The organism is Empedobacter sp. 225-1 (assembly GCF_030328185.1).
GTDB lineage: Bacteria > Bacteroidota > Bacteroidia > Flavobacteriales > Weeksellaceae > Empedobacter > Empedobacter stercoris.
Genome location: NZ_JACALO010000007.1, coordinates 1 through 16,435, shown reverse-complemented (window position 1 = coordinate 16,435; position 16,435 = coordinate 1). Strand labels below are relative to the sequence as shown.

General features: G+C 29.7%; 15 protein-coding genes. All 15 read left to right on the top strand.

Going from position 1 to position 16,435, the window contains the following annotated elements; all coding sequences use genetic code 11:
* Positions 1-213 precede the first annotated feature (213 nt).
* The 15 genes from HX088_RS03375 to HX088_RS03305 all read left to right on the top strand — a co-directional run bounded on the left by HX088_RS03375 (position 214) and on the right by HX088_RS03305 (position 15,193).
* Positions 214-576, top strand: coding sequence for a four helix bundle protein (locus HX088_RS03375; RefSeq protein ID WP_038335987.1), 363 nt, complete (start codon positions 214-216; stop codon positions 574-576).
* A gap of 344 nt (positions 577-920) precedes the next feature.
* Positions 921-1,781, top strand: a complete 861-nt coding sequence (rfbA, locus tag HX088_RS03370) for a glucose-1-phosphate thymidylyltransferase RfbA (RefSeq protein ID WP_286483395.1) — start codon at positions 921-923, stop codon at positions 1,779-1,781.
* Positions 1,782-2,016: 235 nt separating this feature from the next.
* Entirely contained in the window at positions 2,017-2,985 is a 969-nt protein-coding gene (locus HX088_RS03365; RefSeq protein WP_286483393.1) for an SDR family oxidoreductase, read from the top strand.
* Positions 2,986-3,299: 314 nt separating this feature from the next.
* Positions 3,300-4,637, top strand: coding sequence for a nucleotide sugar dehydrogenase (locus tag HX088_RS03360; RefSeq protein WP_286483391.1), 1,338 nt, complete (start codon positions 3,300-3,302; stop codon positions 4,635-4,637).
* Positions 4,637-5,734: a non-hydrolyzing UDP-N-acetylglucosamine 2-epimerase gene (wecB, locus tag HX088_RS03355; RefSeq protein WP_286483389.1), complete on the top strand. Its 1,098-nt coding sequence runs from the start codon at positions 4,637-4,639 to the stop codon at positions 5,732-5,734. The genes HX088_RS03360 and wecB overlap by 1 nt, the downstream gene beginning before the upstream one ends.
* Entirely contained in the window at positions 5,724-7,064 is a 1,341-nt protein-coding gene (locus tag HX088_RS03350) for a lipopolysaccharide biosynthesis protein (RefSeq protein WP_286483476.1), read from the top strand. Before wecB ends, HX088_RS03350 begins: the two co-directional genes overlap by 11 nt.
* Complete coding sequence (locus HX088_RS03345; RefSeq protein ID WP_286483388.1) at positions 7,061-7,591, top strand: acyltransferase; 531 nt, start codon at positions 7,061-7,063, stop codon at positions 7,589-7,591. Before HX088_RS03350 ends, HX088_RS03345 begins: the two co-directional genes overlap by 4 nt.
* Before the next feature lie 3 nt (positions 7,592-7,594).
* Entirely contained in the window at positions 7,595-8,881 is a 1,287-nt protein-coding gene (locus HX088_RS03340; RefSeq protein ID WP_286483386.1) for a glycosyltransferase family protein, read from the top strand.
* Complete coding sequence (locus HX088_RS03335; RefSeq protein WP_286483385.1) at positions 8,866-10,119, top strand: hypothetical protein; 1,254 nt, start codon at positions 8,866-8,868, stop codon at positions 10,117-10,119. The genes HX088_RS03340 and HX088_RS03335 overlap by 16 nt, the downstream gene beginning before the upstream one ends.
* An 11-nt stretch (positions 10,120-10,130) precedes the next feature.
* Entirely contained in the window at positions 10,131-11,549 is a 1,419-nt protein-coding gene (locus tag HX088_RS03330; RefSeq protein WP_286483383.1) for a phenylacetate--CoA ligase family protein, read from the top strand.
* Positions 11,549-12,790: a glycosyltransferase family 4 protein gene (locus HX088_RS03325; RefSeq protein WP_286483381.1), complete on the top strand. Its 1,242-nt coding sequence runs from the start codon at positions 11,549-11,551 to the stop codon at positions 12,788-12,790. Before HX088_RS03330 ends, HX088_RS03325 begins: the two co-directional genes overlap by 1 nt.
* 75 nt (positions 12,791-12,865) lie before the next feature.
* Positions 12,866-13,225, top strand: a complete 360-nt coding sequence (locus HX088_RS03320; RefSeq protein WP_286483378.1) for a four helix bundle protein — start codon at positions 12,866-12,868, stop codon at positions 13,223-13,225.
* A 39-nt stretch (positions 13,226-13,264) separates the two neighbouring features.
* Positions 13,265-13,870, top strand: coding sequence for a sugar transferase (locus HX088_RS03315; RefSeq protein WP_286483377.1), 606 nt, complete (start codon positions 13,265-13,267; stop codon positions 13,868-13,870).
* Positions 13,871-13,898: 28 nt separating this feature from the next.
* Positions 13,899-14,552, top strand: a complete 654-nt coding sequence (locus tag HX088_RS03310) for an acetyltransferase (protein ID WP_286483375.1) — start codon at positions 13,899-13,901, stop codon at positions 14,550-14,552.
* Positions 14,553-14,599: 47 nt separating this feature from the next.
* Positions 14,600-15,193, top strand: a complete 594-nt coding sequence (locus HX088_RS03305; RefSeq protein ID WP_225542115.1) for an acetyltransferase — start codon at positions 14,600-14,602, stop codon at positions 15,191-15,193.
* Positions 15,194-16,435: the final 1,242 nt, after the last annotated feature.

Genomic DNA, 16,435 nt, shown 5'->3' with positions numbered 1-16,435 from the left:
AGTTTACACGTTTACAATTTGACAAGTGAAGAAGTGAAGAAGTTAACAAGTGAAGAGGTTAACAAGTGAAGAAGTGAAGAGTTCACACGTTTACAAGTTCACATGATCACAAGTTTACACGTTTACAAGTTCACAAGTTCACATGATCACAAGTTCACAAGTTTACACGTTCACACGTTCACAAGTTCACAAGTTTCACATAAAATACAATAGATGAAGAGCCATAAGGATTTATTAGTATATCAGAAATCATTAGATCTGGTCACAAATATTTATTCTATTACAGATTGCTTCCCAAAAGAAGAGCAATTTGGTTTGACAAACCAATTAAGAAGAGCATCAGTATCTGTCCCTTCTAATATTGCGGAAGGAGCTGGAAGAAAAAGTAAAAAAGAATTTATTCATTTTTTGTACATCGCTTTAGGCTCATTGAATGAAATTGAAACACAATTAGAAATATCTAAAAGATTAAATTATATAAGTAATTTAGATGATTTTGATACACAATTTTTACACATCAAAAGAATGCTCTTAAAATTAATAGAATCATTGAAAAGGGATATTGAAGAAGGTTAACAAGTGAAGAAGTTAACAAGTGAACAAGTGAAGAAGTGAAGGAGTGAAGAAGTGAAAGAGTTAACAAGTTTACAAGTTTACAAGTTTACAAGTTTACAATTTGACAAGTTCACACGTTTACAATTTGACAAGTGAAGAAGTGAAGAAGTTCACAAGTTTACAAGTTTACACGTTCACCCGTTTACAAGTTCACATGATCACACGTTTACAAGTTCACAAGTTTACACGTTCACCCGTTTACAAGTTCACATGATCACACGTTTACAAGTTCACAAGTTTACACGTTCACACGTTTACAAGTTCACACGTTCACCCTTTAACCATCTAACCATAAAATAAATAAAATGAAAGGAATAATTTTAGCAGGAGGATCAGGGACACGTTTACATCCGTTAACATTAGCGGTAAGTAAACAATTGATGCCTGTTTACGATAAGCCAATGATTTATTATCCATTGTCAACGTTGATGTTGGCAGGGATTAACGAAATTTTGATTATTTCTACGCCTCACGATTTACCTCATTTCGAAAAATTATTAGGCGATGGCTCTCAAATCGGATGTAAATTTTCGTATAAAGAACAACCAAGTCCAGATGGATTGGCACAAGCCTTTATTTTGGGAGAAGAATTTATTGGAAATGATAAAGTAGCCTTAATCTTGGGTGACAATATATTTTACGCTTCTGGAATGTCTAAATTATTACAAGATTCAGCAGATCCAGATGGTGGCTTGGTTTTTGCTTATCAGGTGAGCGATCCCGAACGATACGGAGTAGTTGAATTTAACGAGCAAAATGAAGTTGTTTCAATTGAAGAAAAACCAACTGAACCCAAGTCAAATTATGCAGTACCAGGTTTGTATTTCTATGACAATGATGTGGTAGAAATTGCAAAAAATATCAAACCTTCTCCACGTGGCGAATTAGAGATCACAGATATCAATGCCGAATATTTAAAAAGAGGTAAATTAAAAGTTGGTGTTTTCGATCGTGGAACAGCTTGGTTAGATACCGGAACGATTAATTCGTTGATGCAAGCTGGGCAGTTTGTACAAGTGATCGAAGAACGTCAAGGGTTGAAAATTGGCGCAATCGAAGAAGTAGCTTATCGTATGGGATACATTACAAAAGAAGAATTAATGAATATTGCAGAACCACTGAAGAAAAGTGGGTATGGTGAATATTTAATAAAAGTTTGTAAGTAAAATTATAGACAAAAATGCAACAAAATAAAAGTGTTGCATTTTTTTGTTTAAAAAGAAACATAATTAATAAATATATGATATATATTTGCGTTTACTAACAACTAACTAACTATAAAACAAATATGAGATTGATAATTAAAGAGTATTCACTCGATACTTCTCAACAAATTGTGATGATTAAATTGTCGTACAATACTTCGTATTCATCTCATAAAAATTCGAACTTATTTATTGTATGAAACATATATTAATCACAGGAGGAGCTGGATTTATCGGATCTAACTTGACCGAATATTTTTTAGCTAAAGACTATCAAGTGACGTGTTTAGATAATTTTGCAACAGGTCATCGACACAATGTAGAACCTTTTTTAGCAAATCCACACTATACTTTAATAGAAGGAGATATCCGAGATTTAGCAACATGTCATCAAGCGGTAGAAGGAGTAGATTATATTTTACATCAAGCGGCTTTAGGCTCTGTTCCACGTTCTATAAATGACCCAATTACATCTAATGACGTAAATGTATCTGGTTTTTTAAACATGTTAGTTGCAGCACGTGATGCAGGAGTCAAACGTTTTGTATATGCGGCATCTTCATCTACTTATGGTGATTCAGAAAATTTACCGAAAGTAGAAGATATCATCGGGAAACCACTTTCTCCTTATGCCATTACAAAATATGTGAATGAATTATATGCCGATATTTTTTCTAAAACCTACGGATTATCATGTATTGGTTTACGTTATTTTAATGTATTCGGTCGTCGTCAGGATCCAAATGGTGCGTATGCAGCAGTTATTCCGTTGTTTGTTAAACAATTCATGAATCACGAATCACCTAAGATTAATGGAACAGGAGATTATTCTCGAGATTTTACGTATATTGACAATGTCATTCAAATGAACGAACGTGCGATGCTGACAGAAGATGAAAAAGCTGTTAATACAGTTTATAATACAGCTGTTGGAGATCGTACAACATTAAACGATTTAGTGAAATATTTACGTGAATATTTAAGCGAATTTGATGCTGAAATTGCAACTGTAGAAGCCATTCATGGGCCAAACAGAGTAGGAGATATTCCTCATTCGTTAGCATCTATTGATAAAGCAAAAACATTATTAGGATATGAGCCAACACATACAATAGACAAAGGCTTAAAAGAAGCTGTAAAATGGTATTGGGAGAATTTGAAATAGAGAATAAGTGAAGAAGTGAAGGAGTGAAGAAGTTACAAGTTCACAATTTACAAGTAAAGAAGTAAAGAAGTGAAGGAGTGAAGAAGTTACAAGTTTACAGGTTCACACGTTCACAAGTTTACATGATCACACGTTTACAATTTACAAGTGAAGGAGTGAAGAGGTGAAGAAGTTAACAAGTGAAGAGGTGAAGAAGTTAACAAGTTCACAAGTTTACATGTTTACAAGTAAAGAAGTTCACACGTTCACACGTTCACACGTTTACAAGTTAACAAATTAAAATTAAATAAAAATTAATCGATCATAAAACAAGAATGAATACACAACACAAAATTGCCGTTATCGGTTTGGGATACGTAGGGTTACCATTAGCACGTTTATTTGCTACAAAATACCCAGTAGTAGGTTTCGATATCAATCAAAAACGTATCAACGAATTAAATCAAGGACGCGACTTAACATTAGAGGTTTCTGATGAAGTATTACAATCAGTTTTAGTTACTGAGAATCCAATTAATCAATTAAACGATTCAACAGTTCAACCAACCCATGGTTTATTCTGCTCATCAAACTTAGACGATATCAAAGAGGCGAATATCTATATAGTAACGGTTCCTACACCAGTAGACAAGCACAATCGTCCAGATTTAACGCCTTTATATAAATCATCTGAAACCGTAGGGAAAGTATTGTCAAAAGGAGATATTGTCATCTACGAATCGACGGTATATCCAGGTGTAACAGAAGAAGAATGTATTCCTGTTTTGGAAAAAGTATCTGGTCTTAAATTCAATAAAGATTTCTTTGCAGGCTATTCTCCAGAGCGTATCAACCCAGGAGACAAAGAACATACGGTAGAAAAAATATTAAAAGTAACGTCGGGCTCTACACCAGAGATTGGAGTAGTAGTTAACGATATTTATAAATCAGTTATTACGGCAGGTACGCATTTAGCACCTTGTATTAAAGTAGCAGAAGCAGCTAAAGTAATTGAGAACTCTCAACGCGATATTAATATTGCTTTTGTCAACGAATTAGCAAAAATCTTTAATTTATTAGAGATCGATACACATGCTGTGTTAGAAGCAGCCGGAACTAAATGGAATTTCTTACCCTTTAAACCAGGATTAGTAGGTGGACATTGTATTGGTGTAGATCCTTACTATTTAGCGCAAAAAGCACAAGAAAAAGGCTATCATCCCGAAATCATTTTAGCTGGTCGTCGTCTCAACGATTCGATGGGGCAATATGTCGCTTCGCAAGTGGTAAAAACCATGATTAAAAAAGATGTTAAAGTGAACGGTGCCAAAGTGCTGAACTTGGGAATTACATTCAAAGAAAATTGTCCTGATGTACGCAACACCAAAGCAGTGGATGTCATCAAAGCTTTACAAGATTATTCTCTTGATGTTACAACCTATGACCCTTGGGCAAACCCAGCGGAAGTAATGCATGAATATGGAATTACTTCTTATAATTCGTTAGATGATGTTCACAACTTCACAGCTTCACAAGCTCACGCTTTTGACGCCATCATCCTAACCGTAGCGCACAAAGAATTTGCAGACCTAGATCTAAACCAATACCTGAAAGAAGGCGGTGTTATCTACGATGTGAAAGGGATTTTAGAAAATAGTGATAATCGATTGTAATGAAAATAACATTAATAGCTGGAGCTAGACCAAATTTCATGAAAATTGCTCCGATAATTCATGCTATAATTAAAGCAAAAAGTGCAGGTAATAATATTTCTTATCGTTTAGTACATACGGGACAACATTATGATCATGCAATGAGCGAAACTTTTTTTGAGGAATTAAATATACCAAAACCTGATGTTAATTTAGAATGTGGAGGAGGTAGCCAAGCTGAACAAACAGCAGCAATTTTAATAGCTTTTGAAAGAGAGCTTATTTGTAATCCGGCAGATCTTGTTTTAGTTGTGGGAGACGTTACCTCTACTATGGCATGTTCTATAGTGGCAAAAAAGTTAAATATAAAAGTTGCTCATGTTGAAGCTGGAATTAGAAGTGGTGATTTAACGATGCCAGAAGAAATTAACCGTTTAGTTACAGATGCAATAACGGATTATTTTTTTACTACATCCGATGTAGCAAACAACAATCTACTAAAAAATGGTGTGTCTGAAAAAAACATCTTTTTCGTAGGAAATGTAATGATTGATACTTTATTAGTTAATCAAAGTAGATTCAAAGAACCTCAAATATTTAAATGTTTAAAATTAGAAGAAAAAAAATATGTAGTTCTTACCATGCATCGACCTGCTAATGTTGATGAAGCAGAAAAGTTAAAATTAACTATGAACGAAATTTTGAACAATGTTCAAGGATTACCCGTTATTTTTCCAATACATCCGCGTACTGCTATAATCTTTACCGATTTAGGTATAGAAGCTGATAATTTACATATTGTAAATCCAATGGGCTATTTAGAATTTAATTATTTGGTTAAAAATGCTAAGGCTGTAATAACAGATTCTGGAGGTATTACAGAAGAAACAACAGTTATGGGAGTGCCTTGTTTAACGTTAAGAGATAATACAGAAAGGCCAGAAACCATTACTATAGGTACAAACGAATTAATCGGAACCAATCCTAAAGCGATAAAACCTGCTTTAGATATTTTGTTTACTGATAAATGGAAAAAAGGCGGAATTCCAGAATTATGGGATGGAAATGCTGCGGAAAGAATAATAGAAAATTTACTTTTAATTGGAAATGAATCTTAAAGATAAATTTTTAAAATTTAAAGAAACTAATTTATTCCAAAGTTTTTTACTTGCTTTTTCTCAGAGTTTAATTGCAGTTTTCTTTCTTTTAATTGATTTTTTTTATTCAAAAAAATTATCGATTGAAGAATTTGGTGTGTGGAAAAAAGTCTTTTTTATAGTAAATTTTTCAGTGCCTATTTTATCTTTAGGTATAGCAGAAGGCTATAAATACTATTTAGCTAAAGGTGATAAAAAGGATGATTTGTTCTCTAATACAGTTTCATTTTATTTAATAATTGGTTTTATTTATTTTTCAATTATCTTTTTATTAAATAGCTTACACTATTTTAATATTCTAGATTTGAAATATTATTATTTAGTAAGTTTATTATTTCCATTAACTTTTTTTGTTTTTAATTTAAATAAAGTTTTAAGATACACTTACATAAATCAGGCGCATATATATACACACACCGTTTTAACGGTTATGTATTTTATTGTAAGCTTAATACTATTAGTTCTTTCTTATGTTTGTTATGAAAATTTAAATATTAATATTATTTATTTAGGCGTTTTACTTTATATTGTTCTGTTTGGTTTGCCAATTATAGCTTTAGTAAAGAAACAAAATCTTACATTTAAAATTAAGATGCCGAGTAAAGAATATTTTTACAAAGTATTAAAACAAGGTTTACCGCTGTATTTAGCAACTTTTGTAGGAACATTAATGCTTAATACGGGAAGTTTAATTGTAAATCATTTTGAAGATGAAAGAGCTTTTGCAATTTTTTCTGTTGGTGCTATGGAAATACCTATTTTTGCAATGTTAAGTGCAGCTTTCTCTCAGAAACAATATCCTATATTAGTAAAGTATATCAATAATAACGAAAAGGAAAAAGCAAAAGAGGCGTGGATTAAAACTACTTTGCAAGTATCATTTATAACCTATCCTATTTTGTTGTTATTAATGTTTTTTGCAGATGATATTATATTTTTTATTTACGATAAAAGTTATAAAGATTCCGTGTTCCTTTTTAAAACATTTCTTTTAATTGGTTTATTTCGTAATAATTACTACGGAGCATTAATAACAGCATCGGGTAACGCAAAATATATTTTAAGATATGCTTTATTACTTTTAGGGTTAAATTTAGTACTGTCATTAACACTGTATTATTTTTATGGTTTAGAAGGTATTGTATTTGGAAATGTAATCTCTACTATATTGATAGCTTTATTACAGTTAAAACATGAGAGTTTATTGTTCTCTTACTTTAAAAAGATTATAGGTAATAAAATTATACTATTATTGATTTTGTTGATAATTATAACATATTTTTTTGGATGAAAAATTTATTAAAAAAAATTAGATTTATCCCTTTTTTTAATGAGATTTATGAACGTAAATATTACGCAACTGGATTAGGGACATTAATAATTAACTTATTTTTTAAATATATATTGAGAATTAATTATGGAAATTTACTATTTCATTTTACCTCAAGAGCAAATTCTCCTAGTAAAATTATTATTAATAATGATAATAATAAAGGTAGTTATTTCAGTTTTGCAACATCAGCAGGATGTTATTATCAAGCAATAAACGGAATCGAAATAGGTGAAAACACTATTTGGTCATTTAATTGTGCATTTATTAGTTCAAATCATGATTTAAATGATTATTCTAAACATGTAAAATCTGATCCAATCAGAATAGGAAATAATGTTTGGATTGGTGCAAATTGTGTTATATTACCAGGTGTTCAAATTGGAGATAATGCTATTATTGGAGCTGGTTCTGTTGTTACTAAAAATATACCTAATAATTCTGTTGCAGTTGGTAATCCATGTAAGGTAATAAGAAATATAGACTAAAAAATGAAAAAAAATGTTTTAATAATAGCGTATGCTTATCCCCCAAACAATGTGGCAGGTGCACAAAGACCTTATGCAATAGCAAAATATTTAGACAAAAGTAAATATAATATAAAGGTACTTACTTGTGAAAACCCCGATTTACCTTTGGGTAAAAGTGAAAGCTTTGATAATAATTTGGATGGTGTAGAAATTTTTACTGTTAAGAGCAAGTTATCAAATAAAGTGGCACAAGTTAACCATTCAGTAAAAAAAAGTAAGAATGGAATAAAAACGAAAGTTATTAAACTTATTAAGTCATTTGTTTTTCCAGATAAAGGAATGTTTTGGTATCCAAATGTTATTAATTTTATCAAAGATAATAAAAAGATGTTCAATGATCTTGATATTGTCATTTCTACTTCACCAGGAGTTACTAATCATAGAATTGCAAAATATTTAAAAATAAAAAATCGAGATTTAACATGGATTGCAGATTTTAGAGATTTTAATTATTTAAACCATTGGAACGAAGTAAAAGGATTAAAATCAATTTTACATAAACGATTAGAAGCTAGTATATTAAAAAATGCAGATTTTATAACTTATGTAACAAATACAATGCTAAAAGTGAATCAAGCTTACTATAAAAAATATAGTCATAAAATGCATTGTATTTATAACGGTTTTGAAGGTACTAATTTGGAATTAACTGATAATTGTAAACATATAAAAAGTACAGATAAAATTAAAATATTTTATGCAGGTACTTTTTACAATGGTATAAGGTCTCCATTTCCGTTATTAGATTTATTAGATAAAGCTATTAATGAAAAAATTATTACTTTAGAACAGGTTGAACTTATCATTGCGGGTAATATTGAGAAAGAATTAATAGAGAGTATGAAAAATTACAAATGTTTCTCATCTATACAATTTCTTGGAAATATACCTAGATCAGAAGTCATAAAATATCAAATGAAAGCTTCTTTCTTATGGTTAATTGTAGGTAATATTAAAGCACATTACCAAACAGTGCCTTTGAAATTATTTGAGTATATCTCTACAGGAAAACCAATTTTAAATTTTGCTCCAAATATTTCTGAATCATCTTTTATAATTGAAAATAATAATTTAGGATATAATTTTAATACCTCAAATTTTCAAGTAGAAATTGAGTCTTTGAAATTTAATAAAGTTTTGAGTGATTATTTAAATGATAATATTGTTTTAAATAGTGGGAATATTGAGATTTTTACATGGCAAAATCAAATAAAAAAATTAGATAAACTATTATGTACAAAAAGTTAAGTTCTTTAGGTACTTCTATGGTATTTCTTAATCCTCCTTTAGGATTAATTCTTTCTTTTTTTGATATAAGATCTAAAAGCAGTTACTTTATATATATTTTTTTTGGTATACTCTTTGGTGCTAGTATTTCTTTTTCTGATTCTTCAGCTGATTCTTATAGATATGCTAAAGCTTTTGCGAGTTTTGATAATTCATTAGACTATAATGCTATCATTAGATTGTATAGAGATGGAGAATTACGAGATATTTATCGATTATTTATTTTTTATATTTCTTCTGTTTTTACAAATAATCCTAAAATAATGTACGGTTTAGCAGGTGGTATTTATGCCTATCTTAGCTATAAATGTATTCTAATTTTTAGAAATGAATATTTTAGAAAAATAGATTTAAACTATATAATACTTGCTTTAATATTTTATACATATGTTTCATTATCTAATATTAATGGTTTTAGATTTTGGACAGGAGCTTTAATTTTTTTTCTAGCTAATTATAATATAGTTTTATATAATAAAAAATATGGGTATTTATTACTTTTATTAACACCTTTGTTTCACTATGGTTTTATAATGGTGATGCCTGTAATGGTTGTTTATTGTTTACTACATGATTTTTTTGATAATAAAAAAAAGCCGAATAAATTTTTGTGGTATATATTTCTGTTTACTTTTTTTATTTCTTGGTTTTTAAGAACAAATTCAATAAATCTAGGATTTATTTCAAATGCTGATTTGGTTGATGGAGCTATTGGCCAACGTTTAAATTATGTAAATAGTAATGAAGTTTCAGCATTAGTAGATAAAAGGCGTGAAAATTCAGTTTTTTTAAGTGTTCAAAAATATTTTGATATGGCTATAAAAATTTTTGTTTTTATTGTAGTTGTATATATAAAAAAGAATATTAAACTGGTAGGCTTAGATAAAAGAGCTTATTTTAACAAACTATTTAATTTTGTGTTGTTTTTCTATTCCTTTTCATTTATTGCAATTTCATTTCCTTCGGGGTCAAGATTTTTGAATATTGCGCATATGTTTTTTTTAGTTTTAATTGTTTTATTTTATAACTATATTCAAAATCAAAAACAATTTTCTAATTTATTGTTTTTTGCTTTTTTTTCATTTTCATTTAATATAGCCTTTATTAACTTCATGTTACCTTTATTAATTTTAGATACTTCTTTCTGGTATGGTACAATTATGTCTATCTTAATAAATGTTAGCAATTTTATTATTTAATTAAATATAGTATGATAACTAAAATATACTTAAATTCTCCCTATTTTATAAAATGTGTATTAGCATCTTTAAAAGGATATTTAAATAAATCAAAAAGATATAATCGATTTTATAATAAAAAATTAAAGGAACTTTTGTTAAATAAAGATTCTGATTATGATTTTATGATTAATTATCAGAAAATAAAGTTGACTCAATTACTGATTGAATGCTTTCTCTTTTCTAAATATTATAATAATCTTTTTTTATCTAATAATATTAGTATTGATGATATTAAAAAAAATCCTTATGAAGCACTATATTCTTTACCAATATTATCAAAGAAAGAAAGGAAAGAATATGTTGACGAAATAATTAATAACAATAAATCAAGGAAAGTTTCGACTATTGGATTTACAAGTGGGACTACAGGAACACCCACAAAAAATGTTTTAGATTATGAATCTGAAGCTATGTCTTTTGCACTTTGGAATAGATTTCATATTATGATTGGTCTTAACAAGAAAGAAAGAAATGTTAGATTCTCTTCTAATATTATTATAAAGCCTCAAAATAAAAGGCCTCCATTTTGGGTATACAACAAGACTGATGATCAATTAATAATGTCAGTCTTTCATTTAAAAGAATCTTATTTAGAGAGTTATATAGATAAACTTAATAGTTTTGAACCTATATATCTTGATGGATTTCCTTCTGCAATTTATATAGTATCAGAATACATTAATAGAAAAAATATAAAATTAAATTTTAAACCAATTGCAATTTGCACTACTGCAGAAACATTATTCGAATTTCAAAGAGAAGAAATAGAAAAAGCTTTCAATTGTAAAGTTTTTAATCAATATGCTTCCTCTGAAGGTAGTCCTTTTATTACTGAATGTAAATATGGAAACATGCATTTGAATGAAGATTCTGGTGTTTTTGAAATTTTAGATGAGAATAATAAACCTGTAAACAAAGGTGAAGTTGGTAGATTAGTAGTAACTAGTTTACGTAATTGGAAAACACCTTTATTGAGATATGATATTCTTGATTATGTTGAGACTGTTTCTAATGATTCTAAATGTTTATGCAATAGTCCTTTCAAACATGTTAAATCCGTTCTAGGACGATCAAATGATATGTTATGGACATTCGAAAGAGGTTATGTGTCAGGTGGAATTGCATCTGTAATAAAAGAAGTTAATGGTATAGATCAACTTCAAATTGTTCAAATTGACCCAAATAAATTAGTTGTTAAAATTGTTAAAAACACTAAATTTAGTGTAGAAAGTGAAAATAATATTTCTAAAAAGCTAAAGAATATTTTAGGTGATAAAATATCTATTAAGTTTGAATATAAGAAAGTAATTGATCACAATAAATCAGGTAAATTAAAATTATTAATAAGAGATTTTGATGTAATTGATTATATTTCAAAAGTAAATTAATGCCAACTAAACTAATCCGTATAACCACCGTTCCCATTTCCTTAAAAACACTTTTAAAAGGACAACATCATTTCATGTCAAAAAAAGGCTATGAGGTAATGGGGGTGTCAAGCAATGGACAAGAACTACAAGATGTGAATAAAGAGGAAGGTATTGATGTTATAGGGTTAGAAATGACGCGTACCATTTCACCTATAAAAGATATAAAATCCTTATGGAATTTCTATAAACTATGTAAAAAAGAAAAGCCTGTAATAGTGCATTCACATACTCCAAAAGCAGGTATAGTAGGGATGTTGGGAGCAAAGTTAGCAGGTGTACCCATTCGTTTGCATACGGTGGCAGGCTTACCTTTAATGGAAGCTACAGGAACTAAACGTAAAGTATTAGATGTTGTCGAAAAATTAACCTATTCTTCAGCAACCAAAGTCTATCCGAATTCCCAAGGATTGTATGATTTTATTTTACAAAATAAGTATACATCTGCTGATAAATTAAAAGTAATTGGAGAAGGTTCGTCCAATGGTATTGATACCAATCATTTTAGTCCAATTCAAATTTCTGAGGAACAAACAGAAAAGTTAAAAAAAGAACTCAATATACAAACAGAGGACTTCGTTTTCGTTTTTGTTGGTCGTTTAGTGGGGGATAAAGGAATTAATGAGTTAGTTGATGCATTTCAGAAACTAGGTACTGGAAATCAGGAATCAGAAACTCTAGTCTCTAATCACAACTCCCAACTCTCTAATCCCAAGTCTCTAGTCTCTAGTAAAGTCCCTAAACTCTTATTGGTTGGTCCACTTGAAACAGAATTGGATCCATTAAAGGAGGAAACATTAAATGAAATCAAAACAAACCCTAACATAATCAGTGTAGGTTTCCAAAAAGACGTGCGTCCTTATTTTGCAATAAGTAATGCGTTGGTTTTTCCGAGTTATCGCGAAGGATTTCCGAATGTAGTGATGCAGGCAGGAGCAATGGAATTGCCAAGTATTGTATCAGATATAAATGGATGCAATGAAATTATTGCAGAAGGAGAAAATGGTACGATTATTCCTGTAAAAAATGTAGAAGCAATTTCAACCGCCATGCAAAAGTTAATTGAAGATAAAGCCTATTACCTAAGTTTAAAGAATAATGCTCGCCCAATGATACAAGCCCGTTATGAACAATCGGTTGTATGGAACGCCTTGTTAGATGAATATAATATGTTGATTAAAAAACTGGATATCAAGAATTAGATATTAGAAACTAGAAATCAGTGATCAGAAACTAGACTTTCTAATCTCTAGTTCCTAGTCCCTAAAATAAAAGATATGAAAACACATAAGGACTTAGATGTTTGGAAGAAATCGGTTGATTTTGTTACGATTATTTATAAAGAAACACAATCTTTTCCAAAAGAAGAAATATATGGTTTGACCAATCAAATTAGAAGATCAGCAGTTTCTATATCTTCAAATATAGCAGAAGGAGCTGCACGTAATTCTGATAAAGAGTTTATTCATTTTTTATACATAGCCTTAGGTAGTTTAATGGAATTAGACACACAATTATTAATTTCAAAAAATATTAATTTTATATCAGATTCTGAATATATAATTTTACAAGCAAAAATTGAAGAAATAGGTAAAATGTTAAATGGATTAATAAAATATCGTAAATCAAAACTCTAGTCCCTAATTTCTAATCCCCAATATCTAATCTCTAAATTAATGTATAAACACTTTTTCAAGCGAGTTTTCGATTTTTTTATAGCTTTAATAGGACTTATCGTACTTTCTCCTATATTTATTGGAGTTACAATAGGCTTATATTTTGCCAATCAAGGGAAGCCCTTCTTTTTTCAGGCACGTCCAGGATTGAATGAAAAGATTTTTAAAATCATTAAGTTCAAAACGATGAATGATAAAAAAGATGCACAAGGAAATCTTTTGTCTGATGCCGAACGATTAACACCCATTGGGGCATTTGTACGCAAAACATCATTAGATGAAATCCCACAATTAATCAATGTTTTAAAAGGTGATATGTCACTAATAGGACCACGTCCTTTGTTACCTCAATATTTACCTTTGTATAACGAAACACAGAGAAAAAGACATTTGGTACGACCAGGTATTACGGGTTGGGCACAAGTCAACGGACGCAATGCCATTTCATGGCAAAAAAAGTTCGAATTAGACGTATGGTATGTAGAGAATCTTTCGTTTGCAACAGATTTGAACGTGTTCTTTACAACCTTTAAAAAAGTGTTCAAGTCAGAAGGTATTTCAGCCGATGGACATGTAACGATTGAACCTTTTAACGGAAAAAATTAAATAAAATTTTCATATAACGCACAAAAAAATGAAAAAAATAGCAATCTTTGGAGCAGGTGGTTTTGGTCGTGAAGTAAAGACCATCGTTGATGCAATTAATAAAACACAACCTAATACTTATAATTTTGTTGGTTTTTATGATGACGGTAAAGAGAAAGGATCAATTATTAATGGTTTTCCTGTTTTGGGAGGAATTAAAGAATTAAACGAAGTTACTTCTGAATTATCATTAATTATTTCTATAGGTGATCCTAAGATAAAGAAAGTAATTCTCGATAAAATAGAGAATTCTAATCTTCAATTTCCAACAATTATTCATCCCAATACTTCTATTTCGGCAGATGATGTTACAATAGGTAAAGGTACCATTATTTGTGAAGGAACAATAATTACTTGTAATATAAAGATTGGAGATTTTGTTATTTTTAATTTAATGTGTACTGTTGGTCATGATACATTAATTGATGATTATTGTGCTTTTATGCCAAGTGTTAATATATCAGGAGAAGTCCATCTATACCAAGGTGTATATGTTGGTACTGGCGCTAAAATTATAAATTTGTTAGAAATTGGTGAAAATACAATCATAGGAGCAGGTGCTGTAGTTTCAAAATCTTTACCTGCAAATTGTACAGCTGTTGGTATTCCTGCAAAACCAATAAAATTTCATGAGGTTATATAATAAATAAATTTATGTACCATAGCTTTGCATTATTTTAAAATATACAAATGTATTTAGTAGGAGCAAAAGGGCATGGAAAAGTTATTTTAGATATTCTTGAAGATTTAGAAATAAAAGTTGACGGATTTCTTGATGTAGATGAATCAATAAATTCAGTTTATCAATACAAAGTTTTGCATAGTTTCCCTAACGAAAGAAATATGTTCATATCAATAGGAAATAATGCTACACGAAAAATGATTGTGAATAATCACCCACAATTTAATTATTTAACGCTTATTCATCCAAAAACAGCAATCTCAAAACGAGCTAAAATTGGAGAAGGGTCTGTTATCATGTCAGGGGTTTCTGTGAATACGGAAGTACAAATAGGTAAACATTGCATTATTAATACCAATGCTTCAATCGATCATGAATGTGTAATTGAGGATTATGTACATATTTCACCCAATGTGGCGTTAGCAGGAAATGTAGAAGTAGGTGAGGGAACTCATATAGGTATAGGAACTGCTGTCATTCAAGGAATTAAAATAGGCAAGTGGTGTACCATTGGTGCAGGTGCTGTTATTATAAAAGATATTCCGGATGGCGCAACTGTTGTAGGTAATCCAGGAAGAATCATTAAAATTAAAGATAGTTAACATATAAAAGGCTCCAATAGGAGCCTTTTATATGTTAACTAATTTGAAAAATTCATATAATTTAATTTCTCGTGCCTCACAAATTCTCTCAAGTGTGGATATTGGCATATTATATTCAATATAATTATCATCTTGAGAAGCTTTTTTAATTTTTCTGACAACGCTTTCTTCAATATTATGTTCGTCAGCAAACTTTCTTTGTGATTCAGATTTTGTTATCCAGTTATTATATATGAATTTACATATACGTCTATTAGAACTATCCATGACAGCAAATTAATAGGAGTAAATAAAAATATTGCGGTCGATAGTGCGCAATTAAAATAATATTATTATATTTGTTATCAGATAGTTAAAAAATTAAAGTAAAAATACTTTTGTCTCGCTTTTGAAAACTGGTAATTTTTGTAGCAACGAGAAAATAAGTAAATTTGCTCACGACCTAGGCGTGGGCTCTCTTATTGTTGCTCGGTATACCAGTACCTCAAAAGATTTAAGTAGAGTTCTACGCCTTTTTGTATGGTCATTTCCCCACAAAATCGCATCGAACTTCTTTATAATACACATTTGGTTATTCCTCTATACCATTTGTTTTAACCTCTACACTTTTGCAAGATTTAAAGATTTTGCACAGACGGTTATTCGATTCAGTTAGAATTGTAAGATGTTTTTTAAGTATTAAGTAAAATGTAAAAAGTACAATGTATTATGTATTTGAAAAAGGATCATAAAATGTCATATGATTTGGAGGCGAGTGTCAAAAAGTTGAAGTAAATGGTTAAAATATTTTACTGTTTGCGCAGCAAATGATTTAAAATATTGAATGGCTGAAACTTATTTTGACCGTCGAAAATCAAAGACAAGAGTTTTTTGATTACTTTTTGCTTGATCAAAAAGTAATCAAAAAATCAAGTCTGTGCTTACAAGTCGGTCAATAACGTCTATTCGCTAAATGCTTTAAATCATTCGCATATGAAATGCGAATAGTAAATCATTTTTAACGCTCTTTACGCCGAATTGACACTCGACTTTTCAGCAAGGACGGTTTATAAATTCATTATTAAAAAAGGAGTTAAATGTTTAAATAGGAATAAAAAAATCCGACGATTTAGAATCGAAATGCAATTCAACTCTAAATTATTGGAATAAAAAAAGTTGGAGTGTCTGAGTGGAGCGAGTTGCCAACTTTATGGAAATAATTTATTTAAAATACCTGAGCCATACCATGGCTCCTCCTTTTAA